General features: G+C 73.1%; 20 protein-coding genes. 10 read left to right on the top strand and 10 right to left on the bottom strand.

Annotated features, from left to right (window positions below; translation table 11 throughout):
* Positions 1 to 13: 13 nt before the first annotated feature.
* Entirely contained in the window at positions 14 to 1,237 is a 1,224-nt protein-coding gene (locus tag ABT299_RS07835) for an MFS transporter (protein WP_387022964.1), read from the bottom strand.
* Between the two features lie 20 nt (positions 1,238 to 1,257).
* The gene (locus ABT299_RS07830) at positions 1,258 to 1,683 is read right to left on the bottom strand and encodes a MarR family winged helix-turn-helix transcriptional regulator (RefSeq protein WP_347256900.1); all 426 of its coding nucleotides are present in this window, start codon (positions 1,681 to 1,683) and stop codon (positions 1,258 to 1,260) included.
* A gap of 119 nt (positions 1,684 to 1,802) precedes the next feature.
* Between ABT299_RS07830 and xseA the strand changes: the two genes are divergently transcribed.
* Together xseA and ABT299_RS07820 are read left to right on the top strand one after the other, a co-directional pair.
* Positions 1,803 to 3,017, top strand: coding sequence for an exodeoxyribonuclease VII large subunit (gene xseA / locus ABT299_RS07825; RefSeq protein ID WP_500250145.1), 1,215 nt, complete (start codon positions 1,803 to 1,805; stop codon positions 3,015 to 3,017).
* A 10-nt stretch (positions 3,018 to 3,027) separates the two neighbouring features.
* Positions 3,028 to 3,264: an exodeoxyribonuclease VII small subunit gene (locus ABT299_RS07820; protein ID WP_173096270.1), complete on the top strand. Its 237-nt coding sequence runs from the start codon at positions 3,028 to 3,030 to the stop codon at positions 3,262 to 3,264.
* A 42-nt stretch (positions 3,265 to 3,306) separates the two neighbouring features.
* On the opposite strand, the gene ABT299_RS07815 is transcribed toward ABT299_RS07820, so the two are convergent.
* On the bottom strand, positions 3,307 to 4,218 hold the full coding sequence (locus ABT299_RS07815) for a DUF4245 domain-containing protein (RefSeq protein ID WP_500250144.1): 912 nt from the start codon (positions 4,216 to 4,218) through the stop codon (positions 3,307 to 3,309).
* Positions 4,219 to 4,238: 20 nt separating this feature from the next.
* Entirely contained in the window at positions 4,239 to 4,904 is a 666-nt protein-coding gene (locus tag ABT299_RS07810; RefSeq protein ID WP_190861690.1) for a TetR/AcrR family transcriptional regulator, read from the bottom strand.
* A 180-nt stretch (positions 4,905 to 5,084) separates the two neighbouring features.
* Here ABT299_RS07810 and glpX point away from each other — a divergent pair, with 180 nt between their 5' ends.
* On the top strand, positions 5,085 to 6,119 hold the full coding sequence (gene glpX, locus ABT299_RS07805; RefSeq protein WP_190861687.1) for a class II fructose-bisphosphatase: 1,035 nt from the start codon (positions 5,085 to 5,087) through the stop codon (positions 6,117 to 6,119).
* Positions 6,120 to 6,129: 10 nt separating this feature from the next.
* Here glpX and ABT299_RS07800 read toward each other — a convergent pair whose 3' ends face one another.
* Positions 6,130 to 6,537 carry an ASCH domain-containing protein gene (locus tag ABT299_RS07800; RefSeq protein ID WP_190861685.1) on the bottom strand — a complete coding sequence of 136 codons (408 nt, stop codon included), beginning with the start codon at positions 6,535 to 6,537 and terminating at the stop codon, positions 6,130 to 6,132.
* 4 nt (positions 6,538 to 6,541) lie between these two features.
* Positions 6,542 to 7,141: a DUF1707 SHOCT-like domain-containing protein gene (locus ABT299_RS07795; protein ID WP_500250143.1), complete on the bottom strand. Its 600-nt coding sequence runs from the start codon at positions 7,139 to 7,141 to the stop codon at positions 6,542 to 6,544.
* 82 nt (positions 7,142 to 7,223) lie between these two features.
* Here ABT299_RS07795 and ABT299_RS07790 point away from each other — a divergent pair, with 82 nt between their 5' ends.
* The 3 genes from ABT299_RS07790 to ABT299_RS07780 all read left to right on the top strand — a co-directional run bounded on the left by ABT299_RS07790 (position 7,224) and on the right by ABT299_RS07780 (position 10,298).
* Complete coding sequence (locus ABT299_RS07790) at positions 7,224 to 8,177, top strand: ABC transporter ATP-binding protein (RefSeq protein WP_433245814.1); 954 nt, start codon at positions 7,224 to 7,226, stop codon at positions 8,175 to 8,177.
* Positions 8,174 to 8,971, top strand: a complete 798-nt coding sequence (locus ABT299_RS07785) for an ABC transporter permease (protein ID WP_190861679.1) — start codon at positions 8,174 to 8,176, stop codon at positions 8,969 to 8,971. Before ABT299_RS07790 ends, ABT299_RS07785 begins: the two co-directional genes overlap by 4 nt.
* 97 nt (positions 8,972 to 9,068) lie before the next feature.
* The gene (locus tag ABT299_RS07780) at positions 9,069 to 10,298 is read left to right on the top strand and encodes an MFS transporter (protein ID WP_500250142.1); all 1,230 of its coding nucleotides are present in this window, start codon (positions 9,069 to 9,071) and stop codon (positions 10,296 to 10,298) included.
* Between the two features lie 262 nt (positions 10,299 to 10,560).
* Here ABT299_RS07780 and ABT299_RS07775 read toward each other — a convergent pair whose 3' ends face one another.
* Entirely contained in the window at positions 10,561 to 10,794 is a 234-nt protein-coding gene (locus ABT299_RS07775) for a hypothetical protein (RefSeq protein ID WP_190861675.1), read from the bottom strand.
* Positions 10,795 to 10,823: 29 nt separating this feature from the next.
* Positions 10,824 to 12,257 carry a MocR-like pyridoxine biosynthesis transcription factor PdxR gene (pdxR, locus tag ABT299_RS07770; protein WP_433148317.1) on the bottom strand — a complete coding sequence of 478 codons (1,434 nt, stop codon included), beginning with the start codon at positions 12,255 to 12,257 and terminating at the stop codon, positions 10,824 to 10,826.
* A gap of 113 nt (positions 12,258 to 12,370) precedes the next feature.
* Here pdxR and ABT299_RS07765 point away from each other — a divergent pair, with 113 nt between their 5' ends.
* The 4 genes from ABT299_RS07765 (at position 12,371) to ABT299_RS07750 (ending at position 17,877) form a co-directional block, all read left to right on the top strand.
* Positions 12,371 to 13,288 (top strand): DMT family transporter, encoded by a 918-nt coding sequence (locus tag ABT299_RS07765; protein ID WP_500250141.1) that lies wholly within the window; start codon positions 12,371 to 12,373, stop codon positions 13,286 to 13,288.
* A gap of 1 nt (position 13,289) precedes the next feature.
* Entirely contained in the window at positions 13,290 to 14,930 is a 1,641-nt protein-coding gene (locus ABT299_RS07760) for a fumarate hydratase (protein WP_387022983.1), read from the top strand.
* Between the two features lie 159 nt (positions 14,931 to 15,089).
* Entirely contained in the window at positions 15,090 to 16,364 is a 1,275-nt protein-coding gene (locus ABT299_RS07755) for a serine/threonine-protein kinase (protein WP_387022985.1), read from the top strand.
* A gap of 112 nt (positions 16,365 to 16,476) precedes the next feature.
* The gene (locus tag ABT299_RS07750; protein WP_387022987.1) at positions 16,477 to 17,877 is read left to right on the top strand and encodes a class II fumarate hydratase; all 1,401 of its coding nucleotides are present in this window, start codon (positions 16,477 to 16,479) and stop codon (positions 17,875 to 17,877) included.
* A 157-nt stretch (positions 17,878 to 18,034) separates the two neighbouring features.
* On the opposite strand, the gene ABT299_RS07745 is transcribed toward ABT299_RS07750, so the two are convergent.
* The gene (locus ABT299_RS07745) at positions 18,035 to 19,123 is read right to left on the bottom strand and encodes an aggregation-promoting factor C-terminal-like domain-containing protein (RefSeq protein ID WP_500250140.1); all 1,089 of its coding nucleotides are present in this window, start codon (positions 19,121 to 19,123) and stop codon (positions 18,035 to 18,037) included.
* Between the two features lie 460 nt (positions 19,124 to 19,583).
* Complete coding sequence (gene phoH2, locus ABT299_RS07740; RefSeq protein ID WP_190861731.1) at positions 19,584 to 20,912, bottom strand: RNA 5'-3' helicase PhoH2; 1,329 nt, start codon at positions 20,910 to 20,912, stop codon at positions 19,584 to 19,586.
* Positions 20,913 to 20,950: the final 38 nt, after the last annotated feature.

The raw sequence follows: 20,950 nt of genomic DNA, 5'->3' as shown, positions 1-20,950 counted from the left end.
GTGCCGCCTGCGGTCACGCCTGGGCGGGCAGCGGTTCGTCCTGGAAGGCGTGGTCGATGTCGACGCGCTCCAGGGGCGCCATGTGGCGGCGGCGCACCACCAGGACGCCCATCGCGACGACGCAGCACGCGGCGCCGACGACGTACGGGAGGTGCGGGTTGACCTCCTCGGCGAGCTTCGTCGCGAAGTAGGGGGCGAGGGCGCCGCCCATCCAGCGGACGAAGTTGTACCCGGCGGACGCGACGGGCCGCGGGTTGTCGGAGACCTCCATCGCGGCCTCGGTGAACGCGGTGTTGTTCAGCCCGATCGGGATGCCGGACAGGATCGTGCAGGCGATGATCCCGTCGTGCCCGAGGAAGGCGAGGCCGAGCTGGAACAGCACCAGCAGCGCCAGCCCGAGGTACATGACGCGGACCGTCCCGATCCGGCGCTGCAGCGCGGGCGCGCCGAACACCGAGGCCAGCGCGACCATGACGCCCCAGCCGAAGAACACCAGTCCGATGCCGTGCGCGCTCATCCCGAGCACGAACGGGGTGAAGGCGAGGACGGTGAAGAACGCGTAGTTGTAGAACAGCGCGGTGAACGCGGTGGTGGACAGCCCGCCGTGCCCGAGCGCCCGGATCGGCGCGGTCAGCCGGGTCTTCTCCGCGGGCTTCGGCGGCGCCTTGAGCAGCGTGACGATCAGCAGGAAGCCGACGGCCATCAGGATCGCGGTGCCGAAGAACGGGAAGCGCCAGTTCATGTCGCCGAGCAGCGCGCCGACGAGCGGGCCGAGCGAGATGCCGAGGCCGAGCGCGGCCTCGTACAGGACGATGGCCTTCTCGGCGCCGCCGGACGCCGCGCCGACGATCACGGCGAGCGCGGTGGCGACGAACAGCGCGTTGCCGAGGCCCCAGCCGGCGCGGAAGCCGACGAGCTGGCCGACGGTGTCGGACGTCCCGGCGAGCGCGGCGAACACCACGACGAGGGTGAGCCCGATCATCAGCGTCCTCTTGCCGCCGATCCGGCTGGACACCCAGCCGGTGATCAGCATGGCCACCGCGGTGATCAGGAAGTAGCTGGTGAACAGCAGCGAGACCTGGCTCGGTGTGGCCCGCAGGTTCGCGGCGATCGCGGGCAGGATCGGATCGACGAGCCCGATGCCCATGAAGGCGACGACGGCGGCGAAGGCGGTGGCCCACACCGACATCGGCTGCCTGAGGATGCCGCCGCCCTTCGATGAGGGAACAGCGTGCATGGAGACCCCCCTTTAAGAGATCAAGGAGCGGTGAAGAGCTTGTCGAGGGCGGGCAGCGCCGCGGCGACCGCCGCGCGCTCCTCGTCCGTCAGCACCGCGAACCGTTCGGCGAGGAAGCCGATCCGCTGCTCGCGCCCGGCGGCCAGCCGCTCGCGGCCGGTCGCGGTGAGCGCGGCCGTGACGACGCGGGCGTCCGAGCCGTCGCGGCCGCGCTCGACCAGGCCGTCCCGCTCCAGCCGGTTGATCTGCGCGGTCATGGTGGGGAGCCGGACGCCGTGCTCGGCGGCCAGCTCGGTCATGCGGCGCGGCCCGTGCTCCAGCGAGCCGAGCACCGACAGCTGCTGGCTGGTGATCGCCTGGTCGGCGCCGGCCCGGCGCAGCATCAGCACGATGTGCCGGAGGCTGCGGTTGAGCTGCTCGGCCAGCGCGCTCTCGGTAACGGTCACGGTTGCTCTCCTCGAGATTACTTAGTCAGTCTAAGTTAGTGTGGCTAAGCATTGGCGCGGTCCGGCATGTCTCGTCCGTCACACGCCGCCGGCCTCCCGGCGCCCGTAGGCTTCGGGGCATGGCGATGGAGACCACGGCCGAGTCCCCCGTGCCGGTGCGGACCGTCCTGCAGGCGGTCGGCGGCTGGATCGGCCGCCTCGGCCGGATCTGGGTCGAGGGCCAGATCACCGACCTCAACGCGCGCGGCGGCACCGTCTACATGACGCTGCGCGACCCCGTCGCGAACATGTCCGTCCGGGTCGTCGGCCCGCGCGGGGTGTTCGAGGCCGCCGGGCCCGCCGTCACCGACGGCGCCCGCGTCGTCGTGCACGCCAAGCCCGACTTCTGGATCAACCGCGGGACGTTCTCGCTCAGCGCCATCGAGGTCCGCCCGGTCGGCGTCGGCGAGCTGCTGGCCCGGCTGGAGCGGCTCAAGCAGGTGCTCGCCTCCGAGGGCCTGTTCCGGCCCGAGCGCAAGCGCCCGCTGCCGTTCCTGCCCGGCAAGATCGGGCTGATCTGCGGCCGCGACTCCGACGCCGAGCACGACGTCCTGGAGAACGCCCGCCGCCGCTGGCCCGCCGTGGCGTTCCGCGTCGAGAACACCGCCGTCCAGGGCTCCTACGCCGTCGGCGAGGTCATGGAGGCGCTCCGGAAGCTCGACGCCGACCCCGAGATCGAGGTCATCGTCATCGCGCGCGGCGGCGGCGCCATGGAGGACCTGCTGCCGTTCTCCGACGAGGCGCTCGTCCGCGCGGTCGCCGCCGCCCGCACCCCGGTCGTCAGCGCGATCGGGCACGAGCAGGACAGCCCGATCCTCGACCTCGTCGCCGACGTCCGCGCCTCCACCCCGACCGACGCGGCGAAGAAGACCGTCCCCGACGTGCGCGAGCAGCTCCAGCTCGTCCGGCAGCTCCGCGACCGCGGCCGCCGCTGCCTGGCGGGCGGCCTGGAGCGGGAGCTGCACTGGCTCAAGAACGTCCGGTCGCGGCCCGCCCTCGCCGACCCGGTCCGCGAGATCGAGCGGCAGTCCGAACGAGTCCTGGCGCTGCGCGACCGGACCCGCCGGTGCGTGGCGTCCGCCCTGGACCGGGCCGGGGACGAGCTGTCGCACACCCGCGCCCGCCTGCTCGCCCTCTCCCCCGCCGCGACGCTCGACCGCGGCTACGCGATCGTCCAGCGCGAGGACGAGGCGGTCGTGCGGGAGCCCGCCGACGTCGAGGACGGCGAGCGCCTCCACGTCCGCCTGGCGGGCGGCCGGCTCACCGCCACCGTCTCCGGCCGCGAAGAGCCCTAGAGTGGTGCGAGTGGCAGAAGAGAACGCGACCGAGCGCAAGCCCTCGTACGAGCAGGCCCGCGACGAGCTGACCGACGTCGTCAAGCGGCTGGAGGCCGGCGGGCTGACGCTCGAGGAGTCGCTCGCCCTGTGGGAGCGCGGCGAGAAGCTCGCCGCCGTCTGCGAGGAATGGCTCGAGGGCGCGCGCGCCAGGCTCGCCGCCGCCATGCAGGGACCGGAGGACGGCGAAGCCCCGGCCCCGTTCTGACCGTAGGGGGACACGCGTCCGGGACGGGCCCGCGGGCCCGGGTCAGGACCCCTGGGTGGCCGGCGCCGACGCCGTCGGCGCCGGGCCCGCACCCTGCTTGGCCTGCGGCTTCAGCGAGGCGGCGAGCACCGCCAGCTCCTCGTAGGACGCGGTGCCCGTCACCACGATGCTCATCCCGCCGGGGCCCGGCCGCGCCAGCGAGTTCGCCTTCTTGTCGTTGCGGTGGTACTTCGCCCACGATTCACCGGCGACCTGCATCGTGCCGATCGGCTTGCTGCTGTTGGTCATCCGCGGGACGTACGCTTCCGGCTTCTCGTTGCTCTGCTCCAGCGCCGCGTACTCGCCCTTCGGCGTCACGAACCCGAGATGCCACGCCACCGGCTGCTTGCCGCCGGAGTCCAGGCCGTTCAGGCGCGAGCTCGTCGGCCGCCAGGTCGGCGGCAGGCCCTCCGGCGCGTACGGCGTGTACGGCGCGTCGCTGCGCAGGGCCCACAGCTGCGAGGAGTAGTCGACGGTGCGCAGCACCTCCTTGTTGTCGCGCGGCGTGATCACGAAGATCGCCAGCACGAGCAGCAGGCACGCGCCCATCGCCATCGTGAAACCGCCGAGCCCGGTCGTCAGCCGCTTGTACACGGCCGGGCTGACCTGGACCACGGGGCGGCCCGCGCCCTGCGGTGCCGCCGCGGCCTCGCCCTCGGCCCGCGCGCCCTCGCTCTCGCCCGGGGCCCGCTCGCCGTCGCCCTCGCCGGACGCGGCGTCCCCGGCGCCCTCAGAAACGGCGCCTTCCGAAACGGCGTCCTGCGGAGCGGCACCGGCGGTCGCCTCGCCGTGCGCCCGCGGCGCCTCCGCGGCGGCCGGCTCCCCGGCGGGCGGCCGCTCGCCGGCGGCGGGCTGCTCGGACCCGGAGACGGTCTCGGCGGCCTCCGGAGCGGATGCGGGACTCTTGTCGGTCACCCCTCCAGGATCCCGCACGGTCACGGCTGCTCTGTACGGGGGTTCCTGATCGTGCCGACGATGCCCATGATCTCGTCCGCCAGGGTGCGCGCCGCGTCCTCGTCGTCCATCAGCGAGATCTCCGACACCGCGCCCGCCATCGCGCCCGTCAGCACCACGACCAGCGCCTCGTCGACGCCGCCGTCCGCGGTGTGGAACAGCGCCGCGTTCCGGCGCGCCCACTTGTTCAGCCGCTGGCGCATCACCCGGTCGAACCCGGGCGGGCCGTCGCCGGAGATGAACAGCCGCGCGACGTCCCGCTCCTGCAGGCACCCGTCGAGGTACGCGCCGGCGCCGGCGACGAACTGCCGCATCGGGTCGTTCTCGCCCGCGTCCCGCACCGCGTTGATCGCCTTGCGGGTGCGCTCCTGCTGGCGGACCTGGAACTCCTCGAACAGCGTCAGGTACAGGTCGGCCTTGCCGTTGAAGTGGTGGTACAGGCTGCCGACGCTGGCGCCCGCCTTGGCGACGATGTCGGTCACCGCGGCCTGCGCGAAGCCCGCCTCGCAGAAGACGTCCCGGGCGGCGGACAGCAGGGCGCTGCGCGTGGCGGCCCCGCGGTCGGAGGTGCGCGCGGGCGCCTCCGCGGCCCCCGCGCCCCCGTCCTGTGCCGCCCCGTCGGACGAGACGTCGATGTCGCTGCTCATGAGCCCTGAGATTACGCCCTCTTCCCACGGGGAAACGATCCCTTGCCCGCGTGACGGTCAAAACGACCCGCGCACGCGGGCGGCTCTCCCCGGCGCACCGGCTGGTCTGGTCCAATTTGTGACCCGCCGTCCGGTCCCCGGAGAATCCGAGTCACCACCGAACGAAGGGGCCGCCCCGTCATGTCCGAAGAGACCACCGTTTCCTCCCCGCTGACCACCGAGCCGGCCGCGCCGGACCGCAACCTGGCGATGGAGCTGGTCCGGGTGACCGAGGCCGCCGCCATGGCCGCGGCCCGCTGGGTCGGCCGCGGGGACAAGAACGGCGCCGACGGAGCCGCCGTCAACGCGATGCGCCAGCTCATCAACACCGTCTCGATGCGCGGCGTCGTCGTGATCGGCGAGGGCGAGAAGGACAACGCCCCCATGCTCTACAACGGCGAGGAGGTCGGCGACGGCTCCGGCGCGGAGTGCGACGTCGCCGTCGACCCGGTGGACGGCACCCGCCTCACCGCCCTCGGCATGAGCAACGCCATCGCCGTGCTGTCGGTGGCCCCGCGCGGATCGATGTTCGATCCGTCCGCCGTGTTCTACATGGAGAAGCTCGTCACCGGTCCCGAGGCCGCCGACGTCGTCGACATCGAGCGACCGATCGCCGACAACATCCGCGCCATCGCGCGTGCCAAGGGCTCCTCCACGCACGACGTGACCGTCTGCATCCTCGACCGCCCCCGGCACGAGGGCATCGTCAAGGAGGTCCGCGAGACCGGCGCCCGCATCAAGTTCATCCTGGACGGCGACGTCGCCGGGGCGATCATGGCGTCCCGCCCCGGCACCGGCGTCGACCTGCTGCTCGGCATCGGCGGCACCCCCGAGGGCATCATCGCCGCCTGCGCGATCAAGGCGCTCGGCGGCGTCATCCAGGGCCGCCTGTGGCCGCAGGACGACGCCGAGCGGCGCAAGGCGATCGACGCCGGCCACGACCTCGGCCGCGTCCTCACCACCGACGACCTCGTCACGTCCGACGACGTGTTCTTCGCCGCCACGGGCATCACCGACGGGGAGCTGGTCGACGGCGTCCGGTACAGCAAGGGCACGGCCGTCACCCACTCCCTCGTGATGCGGTCGCGCAGCGGCACGATCCGCACCATCTCCAGCGAGCACAAGCTCAGCAAGCTCCGCGCCTACAGCGCCATCAACTTCGACAGCGCGGTCTAGGAGGCGCTGGTCAGGGGTCCAGGCGGCGGAAGCGCTGGGCCACGACGAGCGTCTCGTCGGTGATCTCGGGCGTGCGGCCGAGGAAGGCGGCGACGCCGTCGCTGCGGAAGAAGCGCTCGTGGTCGGCGCGCCATTCGGCGGCGCCGGCGTAGCCGCGGCCTTCGGCGCGCGCGTAGGCGTCGTCGATCTCCTTGATCGGGACGACGCGGACCTCGGTGAGCTCGATCGCGGCGGCGGGACGTCCGTCGGAGTCGAGCACGGCGAACCGGTCGCCGGGCCCGGGGACCGGCTCGCCGGCCTTCTCGTGGAGTTCGAGCAGGCCGGTGAAGGCGGTCTTCTCGCCGTTCAGGACAGCGGCCACGCCGCGGTCGCGTTCGGGGCCGGGGAAGGCGAGTTCGAGGGGAGGAAGATCGTCCATGGGCCTAGCGTCGCAGGCGGCCTCGGACGCGCTGACGGAGGGTCCGCTTCGGGGCCCTGGCCTTCACCGAGCCGAAGAGGAGGGTGCCGGCGACCTCGATGGTGGGGCCCTCGGCGGCGGGACGGGTCCGGACCTCGCGGGTGCTGAGCACGGTGCGGCCGGTGACGTCCACGCGGACGCCCTCGGGGACGAGGAGGCGGACGCGGCCGGCGAGGACCATCGAGTCGAGCACGATGTGGCGGCGCTGCAGGACGGCCTCGCGCAGGTCGAGTTCGACCGTTCCGAAGAGGGCGAGCAGCGGCAGCTTGACGGGGACGACCCAGCGGCCGTCGCGGCGGACGCGGCCGAAGAGGGCCGTGACCGGGCGGTCGTCCACGAGGATGGGCTGGGCCTCCTCGGGGCTGAGGTCGAGGGTGAGGCCGGTGAGCTCGCCGAGGGTGCGGGCGGCGTAGACGCGGGCGGTGCGGTCGGCGTGCTCGTCCATGGTGATGCGGCCGTCCGCGAGCGCCTCGCCGAGCACGGCGGCGACGCGCTCCCGGTCGGCGTCGGACGCGCGCAGGTCGCTCACGCGGGTCGCCTGTCCCGGGCGGCGGGGGATGTCCACACGAAGAGGTTACTGGGCCCGCGGCGGGGGACCCCGAGAAAAATGGATGGGTTTCGCCGGGACCGGTACCTAGGGTGACGGCATGACGGTGCAACGTGCGCAGCTCGCGGCCGAGGAGGGGGAGGCCGGGGCGGCGGCGATCAGCCTGCGCGGCGTGGTCAAGCGGTTCGGGACGTTCACCGCGGTGGACGGGCTGGACCTGGACGTCCCCGCGGGCAGCTGCCTGGGGCTGCTCGGGCCGAACGGCGCCGGGAAGTCGACGACCATGAAGATGCTGACCGCGCAGGCGGTGGCGGACGAGGGCGCCATCCGGGTGCTGGGGTTCGAGGTCCCCGCGCAGTCGAAGCAGGCGCGGGCGGCGATGGGGGTCGTCCCCCAGCAGGACAACCTGGACGAGGAGCTGACCGCCCGGGAGAACCTGGAGATCTTCGCGCACCTGTACCGGGTGCCGCGGCGCGAGCGCCGCGCGGCCGTGGACGACGCGCTGGCGATCGCGCACCTGACCGAGCGCCAGGGGACGAAGGTGGACGACCTCTCGGGCGGGATGCGGCGGCGGCTGCTGATCGCGCGGGGGCTGGTGCACCGTCCGGCGCTGGTGCTGCTGGACGAGCCGACGGTGGGCCTGGACCCGCAGGTCCGGGCGGAGCTGTGGGGCCTGATCGACGGGCTGCGCTCGCGCGGGACGACCGTGCTGATGTCGACGCACTACATCGAGGAGGCCGAGCGGCTGGCGGACGAGTGCGCGCTGATGTCGCACGGCAGGGTGATCGCGCGGGGGTCGCCGTCGGCGCTGGTCGCGCGGTACGCGGGCGAGCGGGTGGTGGAGCACTACGGGCCGCCCGACCGGCTGGCGGAGGTCGAGCGGGTCGCGAGGGCGGCGGGGCTGCCGACGCGGCGGACCGGCCCGTCGGTGTCGGTGCTGAAGGCGGAGACGATCGCGCCGTCGCTCGACGAGGAGCTGGGGCCGGACGGCGTGCGCCGCGCGGCCAATCTGGAGGACGTGTTCGTCGTGCTGACCGGGGAGCGAGTGGAATGACCGTCGAGGCCGGGCGGGCGCCGCGGCTGCGGCGCTTCGAGGTCGCGCCGCTGAAGGGGATCTGGCGGCACGAGCTGGCCCTGTACAAGCGGTACTGGATGACGCAGTCGTTCGCGTCGATGGTGGAGCCGACGTTCTACCTGCTGGCGTTCGGCTACGGGTTCGGGTCGATGGTCGCCGCGGTCGGGCACTACCGGTACCTGGACTTCGTCGCGACGGGCGTGGTGGGGACGGCGGCGCTGTTCACGTCGGTGTTCCCGGGGATGTTCAACTCCTATATCCGGCGGTCGTTCCAGCACACCTACGACGCGATCCTGGCGGCGCCGGTGGACGTGCACGAGCTGGTGACGGCGGAGGCGCTGTGGATCGCGGCGAAGTCGTCGGTGTACTCCTGCACGCCGATCGTGGTGGCGCTGTTCTTCGGGCTCGATCCGTCGTTCGGGATGCTGCTGGTGCCGTTCATGGTGTTCTTCCTGGCGCTCGGGTTCGGGCTGTTCGGGATGTGGACGTCGTCGGTGGTGCCGTCGATCAACTCGTTCGACTACGTGATCACCGGGGTGGTGACGCCGCTGTTCCTGGTGGCGGGGACGTTCTTCCCGGTGGACGCGCTGCCGGACTGGGCGCGGTACGCGGCGCGGGTGAACCCGCTGTACCACTGCGTGGAGCTGGTGCGGGACGCGGTGTTCGGGCTGCGGCCGCTCACCGACCTCGGGCATCTGGGGGCGCTGGTGGCGTTCGCGGGCCTGATGTGGATACTGGCGGTCCGGGGCATGCGGAGGCGGCTGATCGACTGATCGGGACGTCTTCCCGGATGATTGACCCGGCGCGTACCCTGTCTCTACGCTGACGCGAATCTTCTTCACATTTCGTCAGGCAGAGAGGTCGGACCGCATGAGCGAGGGCATCACCGAGCGGGACCGCCGGGCGCGGGTCTCCGCCTACGCCGCTTTCGCCGTCCAGGGACTGTGCTTCGCCTCTCTGGTGACGCAGGTGCCGAAGATGCAGAAGACGCACCACCTCAGCGACGGGACGCTCTCGCTCGTGCTGCTCATGGTGCCGCTGATCGCCGGCGTCGGCAGCGTCATCTCGGGCGCGCTGTTCAAGCGGTTCGGCAGCGGCCTCGTGCTGCGGGTCGCGCAGCCCGCCGTGGCCGTCACCATCGTGCTGATCGGCGCCACCGGCGACAACGACATCGCCCTCTACGGGGCGGTCGCGCTGTTCGGCCTGTTCGTCGGCGCGGTCGACGCCTCCATGAACGCCCAGGCCATCGCGGTGGAGCGGCGGTACGGCGTCAGCCTGATCACCGGCTTCTACGCGGTGTGGTCCGTCGCCGGGATCCTCGGCGGCCTGTGGGCGTCGGCGTCCAACAAGATGGACCTCTCGCTCCTCACCGGCTTCGGGATCGCCGCCGCCGTCGGCATCGTGGCGTCCCTCGCCACCGGGCCGCGCCTGTACCGGCGCGAGGAGGAGGGCGACGGGCCGTCCGCCGAGGAGCTCAAGGCCGCCGAGCGCAGCGTCCCGTGGCGCCCGATCCTGATCGTCGGCGCGGCGATGGCCGTCGCCTACCTGGCCGACTCGGCGATCTCGAGCTACGGCGCCAAGTACCTGGACGACGAGCTGTCGGCGGCCGACTGGGTCGCGCCGCTCGGCTACGTCGCCTACCAGATCACGATGGTGATCAGCCGCGCGGTCGCCGACCTCGGCGTCCGCCGCTCGGGCCCGGTCCAGGTGGTGCGGCTCGGCGGGCTGGTCGGCATCATCGGCATGGTCGGCGTGGTGGCGGCGCCGAACGCGGCCGTCGCCATCACCGCCTTCGCGGTCGCCGGCCTCGGCCTCAGCGTGATCGCGCCGGTCTCCTTCTCCGCCGCCGGACGCGTCGACCCGACCGGCCTCGGCGTCGCGGTGGCCCGCGTCAACATCTTCAACTACGTGGGCTTCGTGCTCGGCGCCGCCGTCGTCGGCGCGATCGCGCCGGTCAGCCACGACCACGGCCTGCGGCTGGCGTTCATCGTCCCGGCCGCGCTGATCCTGGTCGTCTTCGTCACCGCCAAGGGCTTCGACCCGAAGCCGGTCGAGGGCGCCGACCCCACCACCCCCGCCATGGAACGCCCCTTCGCCTGACCAAGGGCACTTCGGAGTCGATCGAGGTGCCAGGGGCGCGCGTGTTCGATGGTGGTTGGTCGATTACCGCTCCGGGGACCCGGCTGAACACAGGCGCGGAAGGCCGGACCTCAACCACGGCCACGGGCAGGCACGCGGAGCGAGTGCAGCGAGCGCAGCGGGCATGCCCGACGACGGAGGACGCGTTTCGCGCGGAGCGCCAGCGGAGCGGGAAACGCGTCCTCCGTCGTAACGGGGGTTCCAGGGGGTCGCCCCCCTGGGATCACACGGTCTCTTCCAGTGCGCTCACGGCCTTCTCGCCTTCCACCTGGGCCTGTTCCGGCGTCAGGTCCTGGAGCGCCCGGCTCAGCGCCACTTCGGCGGCGTCGGCGGCGGCGCGCAGGGTGACGGCGTGCTCCTGTGCGCGTTCGAGGTCGCCCAGGCCGACGCAGTCGAAGGCGACCTGCGCGTCGTGACCGGCCATCTTCAGCTGCCGTGCGGCCTCATCCAGACTCATCCATACCTCCTACACCGGGGATGTTGGTCCTACCCTTCCGTCCCCCCGGTAACCGCTTTGCCGAGCAGCTGTGCCGCCTTGACCAGGCGACTTTCGGCAATTCGGGCATATCCCAGCACGAGAGCGGGGGGCGCGCCGGCGGCGCGTTCGGCGGACCACATCTCGCGGGCGCCGGCCGCCGACACCCCGGACCGCGCGGCGCGGGCCAGGACCGCGTCCTCGTCTGATCCGGGCGGGAGTTCCACATAGAGGTGGATGCCCGCTGAGACGCCGTGAACCGTCGCGCCGGGCACGTATGTGGCGAGCGCGTCGGCGAGGGCGTCGCGGCGGGACCGGTAGCGGCGCCGCATGGTGCGCAGATGCCGGTCGTAGCCGCCGCTGCGGAGGAACTCGGCGAGGGCGTACTGCTCGATGACGGGCGCGCCGAGGTCGGTCTGGCCGCGATGTTCGCGGAGCCGCGTCGCGAGGCGGGCGGGGGCGACGGTCCAGCCGAGGCGCAGCGCGGGCGCGAGGGCCTTGCTGACGGAGCCGAGCAGCACGACGCGGTCGGGGTCGACGCCCTGGAGGCAGCCGACGGGCTCGCGGTCGTAGCGGAACTCGGCGTCGTAGTCGTCCTCCAGGATCACGCCGTCGACGTCCCGTGCCCAGGCGATCAGCTCGGCGCGGCGGGACGGGGACAGCACGACGCCGGTGGGGTACTGGTGGGCGGGCGTGACGAGGACGGCGCGCGCGTTGGTGCGGGCGAGCGCGGCGACGTCCACGCCGTCGGCGTCCACGGGGACGCGGACGAGCCGGATGCCGGACGCCTCCAGCATCGGCAGCTGCCGGACGCTGGTGGGGTCCTCGACGGCGAGGGCGCGATGGCCGTCCGCGATCAGCACGCGGACCAGCGCGGACAGCCCGTGCGCCACCCCGTTCATGATCACGACGCGGCCGGGGTCGGCGACGGCGGCGCGGACCCGGCCGAGGTAGCCGGCCAGCTCGGTGCGCAGCGGCCGGACGCCGCCGGGGTCGGGGTAGGTCAGCTCGTCGCTGGGGAGCGTGCGCAGCGCGGCGCGGGTGGCCGCGATCCAGCGCTCCCGGGGGAAGGCGGACAGGTCGGGCTGGCTGGGCCACAGGTCGTAGAGCGCGCCGGGGTCGGGCGGGATGTCGCAGGACGGGAGCGCGGCGGGGGCCGGGTCCTCGGCGGGAGGGGCGGGGACGGGGTCGTCGGGGCGGGCGAGGGGGGCGATGCGGGTGCCGTCGCCGCGCCGGGCGATGAGGAAGCCCTCGGCGGTCAGCTGCTCGTAGGCGGCCACGACAACGCCGCGGGACACCTCGAGGTCGCGGGCGAGGTCGCGGCTCGACGGCAGCCGGGTGCCCGCGGTCAGCCGCCCGGCCCGCACCGCCGCGCGGAAGCCCGCGGCGATCTGCGCGGCCAGCCGTCCCGCCCCGCGGTCGAGTGGGAGATGGAGGTCGGTCACATGACACTCAGCGTCGATCGGGCGTTCATGCGTCACTTGCCCGAGATTGGTCCATGATCGATGGTAGCCATTGGCTCTGTGTCCAGGTCCAACGGGCTTCTAGCGTTCGAGTCATGAAGATCTCCTCTCTCTCCCTCGGGGGCGGCGCCGCCGCCGGGACCGCGATGTTCCTCGTCGGCACGCTGACCGCGGTGTCCGCGACGATCGCGGACTACCCGGTCTTCGGCGGGCAGGCCGTCCGGTACACGGTCGCCGCGGCGATCCTGCTGGCGGTGGCGCGGCTGCGCGGCGGCCCGGCCCGGCGTCCGGCGGCGCGGGAGTGGGCGCTGCTGGCGGCGCTGGCGGGGACGGGCCTGGTCGCGTTCAACGTGTGCATCGTCGCGGCGACCCGGGACACCAGCCCGGCGACGATCGGCACGGTGATCGCGACGGTGCCGATCGTGCTGGCGCTGGTCGGGCCGCTGCTGGAGGGCCGCCGGCCCGCGCCGGCGGTGGTGGCCTCGGCGTGCGTGGTCGCGGCGGGGGCGGCGCTCGCCAACGGGCTCGGCGGGGGCAGCCTGCGGGGGCTGCTGCTGTCGCTGGGCGCGCTCGCCGGGGAGGTGTGCTTCTCGCTGCTGGCCGTCCCGCTGCTGCCGACGCTCGGCCCGGTGCGGGTGTCGGCGTACTCGGCGGCGATCGCCGCGCCGATGCTGCTGGCCGTCGGGCTGGTCACCGACGGGACGGCCGTGCTGCGGGCGCCGACCGGCGCGGAGTTCGCGGGGCTGGCGTACCTGTCGGTGATCGTCACCGTGATCGCGTTCCTGCTCTGGTACGGGGCGCTCGGCCGGCTCGGCGCGGACCGGGCGGGGCTGTTCGCCGGGATGATCCCGGTCAGTGCGGTCGTCACCACGGTGGTCCTCGGGCTCGGCCGGCCCGGGCCGGCGGACCTGGCGGGGGCGGCGCTGGTGGCCGTGGGGGTCGTCCTCGGGCTGCGGCGCCGGGTCGTACCCTGTGAGGCGGCCCCCATCGGAATCGCGCGAGGATCTGCCTGAGATGCCTGAGTTCTCCTACACCGACCTGCTGCCGCTCGGCCCCGACGAGACCGACTACCGGCTCCTGACCTCCGACGGGGTCTCCACGTTCGAGGCGAACGGCCGGACGTTCCTGCAGGTCGAGCCGGAGGCGCTCCGACTCCTCACCGAGACCGCCATGCGCGACATCGCGCACCTGCTGCGGCCCGCGCACCTGGCGCAGCTGCGCCGGATCCTCGACGACCCCGAGGCGTCCCCCAACGACCGGTTCGTGGCGCTGGACCTGCTGAAGAACGCGGGCATCGCGTCCGGCGGCGTGCTGCCGATGTGCCAGGACACCGGCACCGCGATCGTCATGGGCAAGCGCGGCCAGCACGTCCTGACGGACGGCCGCGACGAGGAGCACATCTCGCGCGGCGTGTACGACGCGTACACGAAGCTGAACCTGCGCTACTCGCAGATGGCGCCGCTGACGATGTGGGACGAGAAGAACACCGGCAGCAACCTGCCCGCGCAGGTCGAGCTGTACGCGGCGCCGGGCGACGCCTACAAGTTCCTGTTCATGGCCAAGGGCGGCGGCAGCGCGAACAAGTCGTTCCTGTACCAGGAGACCAAGGCCGTCCTGAACCCGAAGCGGATGATGTCCTTCCTGGAGGAGAAGATCCGCTCGCTGGGCACGGCGGCGTGCCCGCCGTACCACCTGGCGATCGTGGTGGGCGGGACGTCCGCCGAGTACGCGCTGAAGACGGCCAAGTACGCGTCGGCGCACTACCTGGACACGATGCCGACGGAGGGCTCGCCGCTGGGCAACGGCTTCCGCGACCTGGAGCTGGAGCTGCAGGTGTTCGAGCTGACGCAGAAGCTCGGCATCGGCGCGCAGTTCGGCGGCAAGTACTTCTGCCATGACGTGCGGGTGATCCGGCTGCCGCGGCACGGCGCGTCCTGCCCGGTGGCGATCGCGGTGTCGTGCAGCGCGGACCGGCAGGCCCTCGCCAAGATCACCGCGGAGGGCGTGTTCCTGGAGCGGCTGGAGACCGACCCCGCGCAGTACCTGCCCGACACCACCGACGAGCACCTGAACGACGAGGTCGTGAAGATCGACCTGAACCGTCCGATGGCGGAGATCCGGGCCGAGCTGACCAAGTACCCGGTGAAGACGCGGCTGTCGCTGACCGGGCCGCTGGTGGTGGCGCGCGACATCGCGCACGCCAAGATCAAGGAGCGGCTGGATGCCGGCGAGCCGATGCCGCGGTACCTGCGGGACCACGCCGTCTACTACGCGGGGCCGGCGAAGACGCCGGAGGGATACGCGTCGGGCTCGTTCGGGCCGACGACCGCCGGCCGGATGGACTCCTACGTCGAGCAGTTCCAGGCGGCGGGCGGCTCGCTGGTGATGCTGGCGAAGGGCAACCGGTCCAAGCAGGTCACCGACGCGTGCAAGGAGCACGGCGGGTTCTACCTCGGCTCGATCGGCGGCCCGGCGGCGCGGCTCGCGCAGGACTGCATCAAGAAGGTCGAGGTCCTGGAGTACCCGGAGCTCGGCATGGAGGCCGTCTGGAAGATCGAGGTCGAGGACTTCCCGGCCTTCATCGTGGTGGACGACAAGGGCGGCGACTTCTTCGCCGACACCACCGGCCCCGTCCTCACCATCGGCCGCCGCTGACCCGGCCGCACGATACCACCCTCGGCGCTCCCGGAATCCGGGTCCTGACGGCCCGATTCCGGGGCGTTTCGGGGCGGCAGGTCACATATTGGGGCTAAATCCAACTTGGTGGAGACGTCTCCCCGGTGACCGCGTGGCCACTCCGGTATCTTTTCCGCCATGTCTCAGTCAGAGCGCCTCGTGCTGGCGACGCGCTATCGGCTGGTCTCGGAAATAGGTCAGGGCGCCAACGGCACCGTGTGGCGGGGCCATGACGAGCTCCTCGATCGCGCGGTGGCGATCAAGGAGCTTCGGCTCCCCGAGGACCTTTCCCAGGACGACCGGGTGGTCTTCTTCCGCCGTACCCTGCGCGAGGCGCGCGCGCCCGCGCAGCTGCGCACCCACTCCATCGTCGAGGTCTACGACGTCGTCACCGAACAGGGCCGGCCGTGGATCGTGATGGAGCTGATCGAGGCGCCGAACCTCGAGCAGCTCATCGAGCGCGACGGCCCGCTGCCGCCCGAGCGCGTCGCGCACATCGGGCGGCGGCTGCTGGAGGCCCTCAACACCGCGCACAAGGCCGGGATCGTGCACCGCGACCTCAAGCCGAGCAACGTGCTGCTGGACGGCGACCGGGTCGTGCTCACCGACTTCGGGCTGGCGTTCTCGTCGGGCTCGGCGAGCCTGACCAAGACCGGGCACTTCATGGGCTCCCCCGCGTACGTCGCCCCGGAGGTCGCCGCGGGCGAGAAGGCCACGCCCCGCTCCGACCTGTGGTCGCTCGGCGCGACGCTGTACGCCGCGCTGGAGGGCCGCCCGCCGTTCGAGCGCGACAACGTCATGGCGACGCTGAGCGCGCTGGCGAACGAGTCGACGCCGCCGCCGCAGAACGCCGGCGCGCTCGGCCCGGTGATCACCGGGCTGCTGGAGAAGAACCCGACGCGCCGGCTCAGCCACGCCCGCGCGGTGGACCGGCTGGAGCGGGCCATGGCGGGACCGCGCGCCGGGCGCCGGCAGGCGACGCCCCGCTACCGGCTGATGGCGGTGATCGCGCTGATCGGCGCGACCGTCGCGTCCTGCGGGATCGGCGCCACGGCGCTGATCGTCGGGATGATGCGGGAGAGCCCGGGGCCGTCCCCGACGTCCCGCGCCTCCACCCCGTCCGGCCGGCCCGGCGAGGCCGCCCCGCCCGCCGGCGTCGCGAGCAGCACGCTGGTCGTGCGGGCCCGCAACGCCTCCTGCAAGATCTTCGTGTCGGTGCCCGGCACCGCGATGCGGATACTGAGCGACGAGACGCTCGCCGCGGGCGAGGCGCGCCGGTACGGCGAGGCCCACATCAACGCGGTGATCTACGACGCGTCCGCCTGCGACGTGTGGGTGAACGGCCAGGAGAAACCGCTGGGCAAGCCCGGTGAGCGCGTCAGCTACACCGTGGCGAAGGGCTCCGGGAGCTGATCACGGCCGCGCCCGCGCGGGAATGCGCGGGCGCCCCGCGCCGCTGCCATGAAGGACGGCGGTGACGATTGCGCGGGGGCTCCCAGGGGACGTCCCCCACGGAGGTGGCTTCATGTCGGAGCAGGAATTCCGGGTCGAGCACGACTCCATGGGCGAGGTCCGGGTACCGGCGGCGGCGAAGTGGCGGGCGCAGACGCAGCGGGCCGTCGAGAACTTCCCGATCTCGGGACGCGGGCTTGAGCCCGCGCACATCGCCGCGCTGGGGCAGATCAAGGCGGCGGCCGCGGCGGTGAACGCGGAGCTCGGCGTGCTGGACAAGGACGTCGCCGAGGCGATCGGCGAGGCGGCCCGCGAGGTGGCGGACGGCCGCTGGAACGACCAGTTCCCCATCGACGTGTTCCAGACCGGGTCCGGGACGTCGTCGAACATGAACGCCAACGAGGTCGTGGCGACGCTGGCGGAGGAGCGGCTCGGCCGGCCCGTCCACCCGAACGACCACGTGAACGCCTCCCAGTCGTCCAACGACGTGTTCCCGTCGTCGATCCACATCGCGGCGACCGGCGCGGTCGTGCACGAGCTGATCCCCGCGCTGCGGCACCTGCGCGACGCGCTGGCCCGCAAGGCGGACGAGTTCGCGACGGTGGTGAAGTCGGGCCGCACGCACCTGATGGACGCGACGCCGGTGACGCTCGGGCAGGAGTTCGGCGGGTTCGCGGCGCAGGTCGGGCACGGCGTGGAGCGGCTGGAGGCGGTGCTGCCGCGGCTGGCGGAGCTGCCGCTCGGCGGCACCGCGGTCGGCACCGGGATCAACACGCCGGAGGGGTTCGCCGCCCGCGTCATCGCGGAGATCGCGCGGGTCACCGGGCTGCCGCTGACCGAGGCCCGCGACCACTTCGAGGCGCAGGGCGCCCGGGACGGCCTCGTCGAGGCGAGCGGCGCGCTGCGCACCGTCGCGGTGAGCCTCAACAAGATCGCCAACGATCTGCGCTGGATGGGGTCGGGGCCGCGCGCCGGCCTCGCCGAGATCCGGCTGCCGGACCTGCAGCCCGGCTCGTCGATCATGCCGGGCAAGGTGAACCCGGTGATCCCGGAGGCGGTGACGCAGGTGGCCGCGCAGGTGATCGGGAACGACGCGGCGATCGCGTTCGGCGGCGCGGCGGGCAGCTTCGAGCTGAACGTGATGCTGCCGATGCTGGCCCGCAACGTGCTGGAGTCGATCACACTGCTGGCGAACGTGTCGCGGCTGCTCGCGGACCGCTGCGTGGACGGCATCGAGGCCGACGTGGACCGGCTGCGCGAGTACGCGGAGTCGTCGCCGTCGATCGTGACGCCGCTGAACCGCTACATCGGCTACGAGGAGGCGGCGAAGGTCGCCAAGCAGGCCCTCGCGGAGCGCAGGACGATCCGGGAGGTCGTCATCGAGCGCGGGCATGTCGCCGACGGGAAGCTCACCGAGGAGCAGCTGGACGCGGCGCTGGACGTGCTCGGCATGACCAACGCGTCCCGCGGCTGACGGCTTCAGCGGTCGCTGGAGGCGTCAGGGGGCGCGCGCGGCGGCGCGGGCACGGCGGCGGCGGGTTCGCCCGCGAGAGGCCGTCATGGCGCCGCGGAGACGAGAAGAGGGGCGGCCCGGCGGGCCCGCCCCTCTCTCCTGTGCTTCCGGACGCGGTCTAGTACCAGCCGCTGGACTGCGAGTGCGCCCATGCGCCGCAGGGCGTGCTGTACCGGTCCTTGATGTAGCCGAGGCCCCACTTGATCTGGGTCGTGGCGTTGTTCTGCCAGTCGGGCCCCGCGCTCGCCATCTTCGAGCCGGGCAGCGCCTGCGGGATCCCGTACGCGCCGGACGGGTTCGCCGCGTGGGTGTTCCAGTGGCTCTCCTTGTTCCACAGGTTCACCAGGCAGCCGAACTGGCCGGAGCCGCTCATGCCGTAGCTCGGCAGCAGCCTCTTGGCGATCTGCTGAGCCTCGCCCGCCGGGACGGGGTCGCCGGACGGGCCGCCGCCGCTGCCGCCGCTCGGGGACTTCGTCTTCGTGGGGGTCGGGGTCGGGATCGGCTTGCCCTTGGCCTGCAGCTTCGGCCCCTTGGCCGGGTCCTGGCGGGTCGCGCGGGAGGCCCGCTCGTAGGCCTCCTTGCGGCGCATCTGCTCCATGACCATGGGGTCGACCTTGGGCGCGGCGGCGGCGTCCGCCAGTTTCTTCGGCTGGACGGTCTTGGTGCCGCCGTCGTCGGACCCGCCGGACATCGCGAACGCGGCGCCACCGCCGCCGACCACGACCAGCGCGCCCGCGACCACCGCGGCGATCTTCAGGCCGTTGCGGCCGCCGCCGGAGCGGCGCGCGCCGCCGGGCCGGCCGGACGCGGAGCGGGAGGCGCCGAGCCGGCGGGGGCCGGAGCGGCGGGCGGGACCGGCGGCGGAGCCGGCGCCGAAGGCGATCTCGTCGCGGGGCTCGCCGGCGTCCTGCCCCTCGGGCCCGGGGGCTCCCATGGCGAGGACGCCGGTCGCGCCGGTCGCGCCGGCCGGGGACTCGCCCTGCGAGACGGGCTGGAAGCCGAGGGTGTCGCCCGCGGGGGGCGCGCCGAACGCGGGTGCCGCACCGGCGACCTTGACGTCCTCGTCGCCGGGTGCGGCCGGGAACGCCTCGGCGCCGCCGAGCCGGGGGGTCTCGGCGGAGGCCGGGGCCGCGTGCGACCACGGCTCCTCGGGGGCAAAGCTCTGTCGTTCGTCTCGCCTAGGGGACCCGGGACGGTCTCCGAACAAGGCGGTCCTTCCGACGGTCGCACGCGCATGGACACGCGGGCGAACTGCTTCCACCCCGGCCCGGCGGCGCGTCCGCACCGCGGACGGCTCCGGGCCCTGAGCGGCTCGCGCCCGCGCGCTTTTACAGGGGGGTGCGCTGCGGGCGGCACCGTTCTGGGGGTGCTTACGAGGAGACACAATGCCCGAGCCCGAGCCCTGCTCCGCAACCGAAACGAGACAAATGCTGCGAGTGGTGCGGTTGTCAACTCGCCGTTCGCCTCCCCGAAAACAGGGAGGGACCTGCGATTCCTTGACTCCGCGGCGGTTCGTGTGACCTTCATCACAAGTCGACGGTACGGCGTTTAACGATCACATTCCGTTCGGTTATCCACAGGGCCGTCCACAGCCAGGAGACGGGGCGCCCCGCCGGCGCCTCCCGAGGAGGGCCGGCGGGGCGCCCGCCACGTCCGGTGCGGGTCCGTCAGGCGACGACCTCGCCGAGCATGTCGGTCACCAGCGCCGCGATCGGCGACCGCTCCGACCTCGTCAGCGTCACGTGCGCGAACAGCGGGTGCCCCTTCAGCTTCTCCACCACCGCGGCGACGCCGTCGTGCCGGCCGACCCGCAGGTTGTCGCGCTGCGCCACGTCGTGCGTCAGCACCACCCGCGAGCCCGCGCCGATCCGCGACAGCACGGTCAGCAGCACGCCGCGCTCCAGCGACTGCGCCTCGTCCACGATCACGAACGAGTCGTGCAGCGACCGGCCCCGGATGTGGGTGAGGGGCAGGACCTCCAACATGTCACGGTCCACCACCTCCTCGATGACCTCCGGGGTCGTCACCGCCGAGAGCGTGTCGTAGACGGCCTGCGCCCACGGCGACATCTTCTCGTTCTCCGACCCCGGCAGGTAGCCGAGCTCCTGGCCGCCGACCGCGTACAGCGGGCGGAACACCACGACCTTGCGGTGCCGCCGCCGCTCCATCACGGCCTCCAGGCCCGCGCACAGGGCGAGCGCCGACTTGCCCGTGCCGGCCCGCCCGCCGAGCGAGACGATCCCGACGTCCTCGTCCATCAGCAGGTCGAGGGCGATGCGCTGCTCGGCGGACCGGCCGCGCAGCCCGAACACCTCCCGGTCGCCCTTCACCAGCTTCACCGACTTGTCGGGCAGCGTCCGGCCGAGCGCCGAACCGCGCTCCGACAGCAGCCGCAGGCCGGTGTGGCACGGCAGGTCACGCGCCTCCTCCAGGTCCGCGCCGCCCGTCTCGTACAGCTCCTCGACGAGCCCGCCCGGCACCTCCAGCTCCCGCATCCCCGTCCAGCCGGACTCCACCACGGCCAGCTCCGCCCGGTACTCCTCGGCGGCGAGCCCGACCGCGGACGCCTTCACCCGCATCGGCAGGTCCTTGGAGACCAGCACCACGTCGCGTCCCTCGCGGGCGAGCCACGCCGCCACCGACAGGATGCGGGTGTCGTTGTCGCCGAGCCGGAAGCCGTCCGGCAGCACGCTCGCGTCGGAGTGGTTCAGCTCGACGCGCAGCGTCCCGCCCTGGTCCCCGTTCGGCCCCTGCACCGACACGGCCTCGTCCAGCCGGCCGTGCTCCAACCGCAGGTCGTCCAGCGTGCGCAGGGCCTGCCGTGCGAAGTAGCCGAGCTCCGGGTGATGGCGCTTGGCCTCGAGCTCGGAGATGACGACGATGGGCAGCACGACCTCGTGCTCGGCGAACCGGGTCATCGCCCCCGGGTCGGCGAGCAGGACGCTGGTGTCGAGGACGTACGTGCGCCGGACCGGAACGGGCGTTCCGGCGGGGATCCCGGACTCGGGACGGCGCGGCGAGGTTGTGGCCACTC

The organism is Spirillospora sp. NPDC000708 (assembly GCF_040299565.1).
Classification (GTDB): Bacteria; Actinomycetota; Actinomycetes; order Streptosporangiales; family Streptosporangiaceae; genus Spirillospora.
This window is presented reverse-complemented; position numbering and strand designations above follow the sequence as displayed.

Coding starts and splice junctions, on each gene's coding strand:
- ABT299_RS07835 (WP_387022964.1), bottom strand. CDS start 1,237: ATGCACGCTGTTCCCTCATCGAAGGGCGGCGGCATCCTCAGGCAGCCG.
- xseA (WP_500250145.1), top strand. CDS start 1,803: ATGGCGATGGAGACCACGGCCGAGTCCCCCGTGCCGGTGCGGACCGTC.
- ABT299_RS07810 (WP_190861690.1), bottom strand. CDS start 4,904: ATGAGCAGCGACATCGACGTCTCGTCCGACGGGGCGGCACAGGACGGG.
- glpX (WP_190861687.1), top strand. CDS start 5,085: ATGTCCGAAGAGACCACCGTTTCCTCCCCGCTGACCACCGAGCCGGCC.
- ABT299_RS07800 (WP_190861685.1), bottom strand. CDS start 6,537: ATGGACGATCTTCCTCCCCTCGAACTCGCCTTCCCCGGCCCCGAACGC.
- ABT299_RS07790 (WP_433245814.1), top strand. CDS start 7,224: ATGACGGTGCAACGTGCGCAGCTCGCGGCCGAGGAGGGGGAGGCCGGG.
- ABT299_RS07785 (WP_190861679.1), top strand. CDS start 8,174: ATGACCGTCGAGGCCGGGCGGGCGCCGCGGCTGCGGCGCTTCGAGGTC.
- ABT299_RS07780 (WP_500250142.1), top strand. CDS start 9,069: ATGAGCGAGGGCATCACCGAGCGGGACCGCCGGGCGCGGGTCTCCGCC.
- ABT299_RS07775 (WP_190861675.1), bottom strand. CDS start 10,794: ATGAGTCTGGATGAGGCCGCACGGCAGCTGAAGATGGCCGGTCACGAC.
- ABT299_RS07765 (WP_500250141.1), top strand. CDS start 12,371: ATGAAGATCTCCTCTCTCTCCCTCGGGGGCGGCGCCGCCGCCGGGACC.
- ABT299_RS07760 (WP_387022983.1), top strand. CDS start 13,290: ATGCCTGAGTTCTCCTACACCGACCTGCTGCCGCTCGGCCCCGACGAG.
- ABT299_RS07755 (WP_387022985.1), top strand. CDS start 15,090: ATGTCTCAGTCAGAGCGCCTCGTGCTGGCGACGCGCTATCGGCTGGTC.
- ABT299_RS07750 (WP_387022987.1), top strand. CDS start 16,477: ATGTCGGAGCAGGAATTCCGGGTCGAGCACGACTCCATGGGCGAGGTC.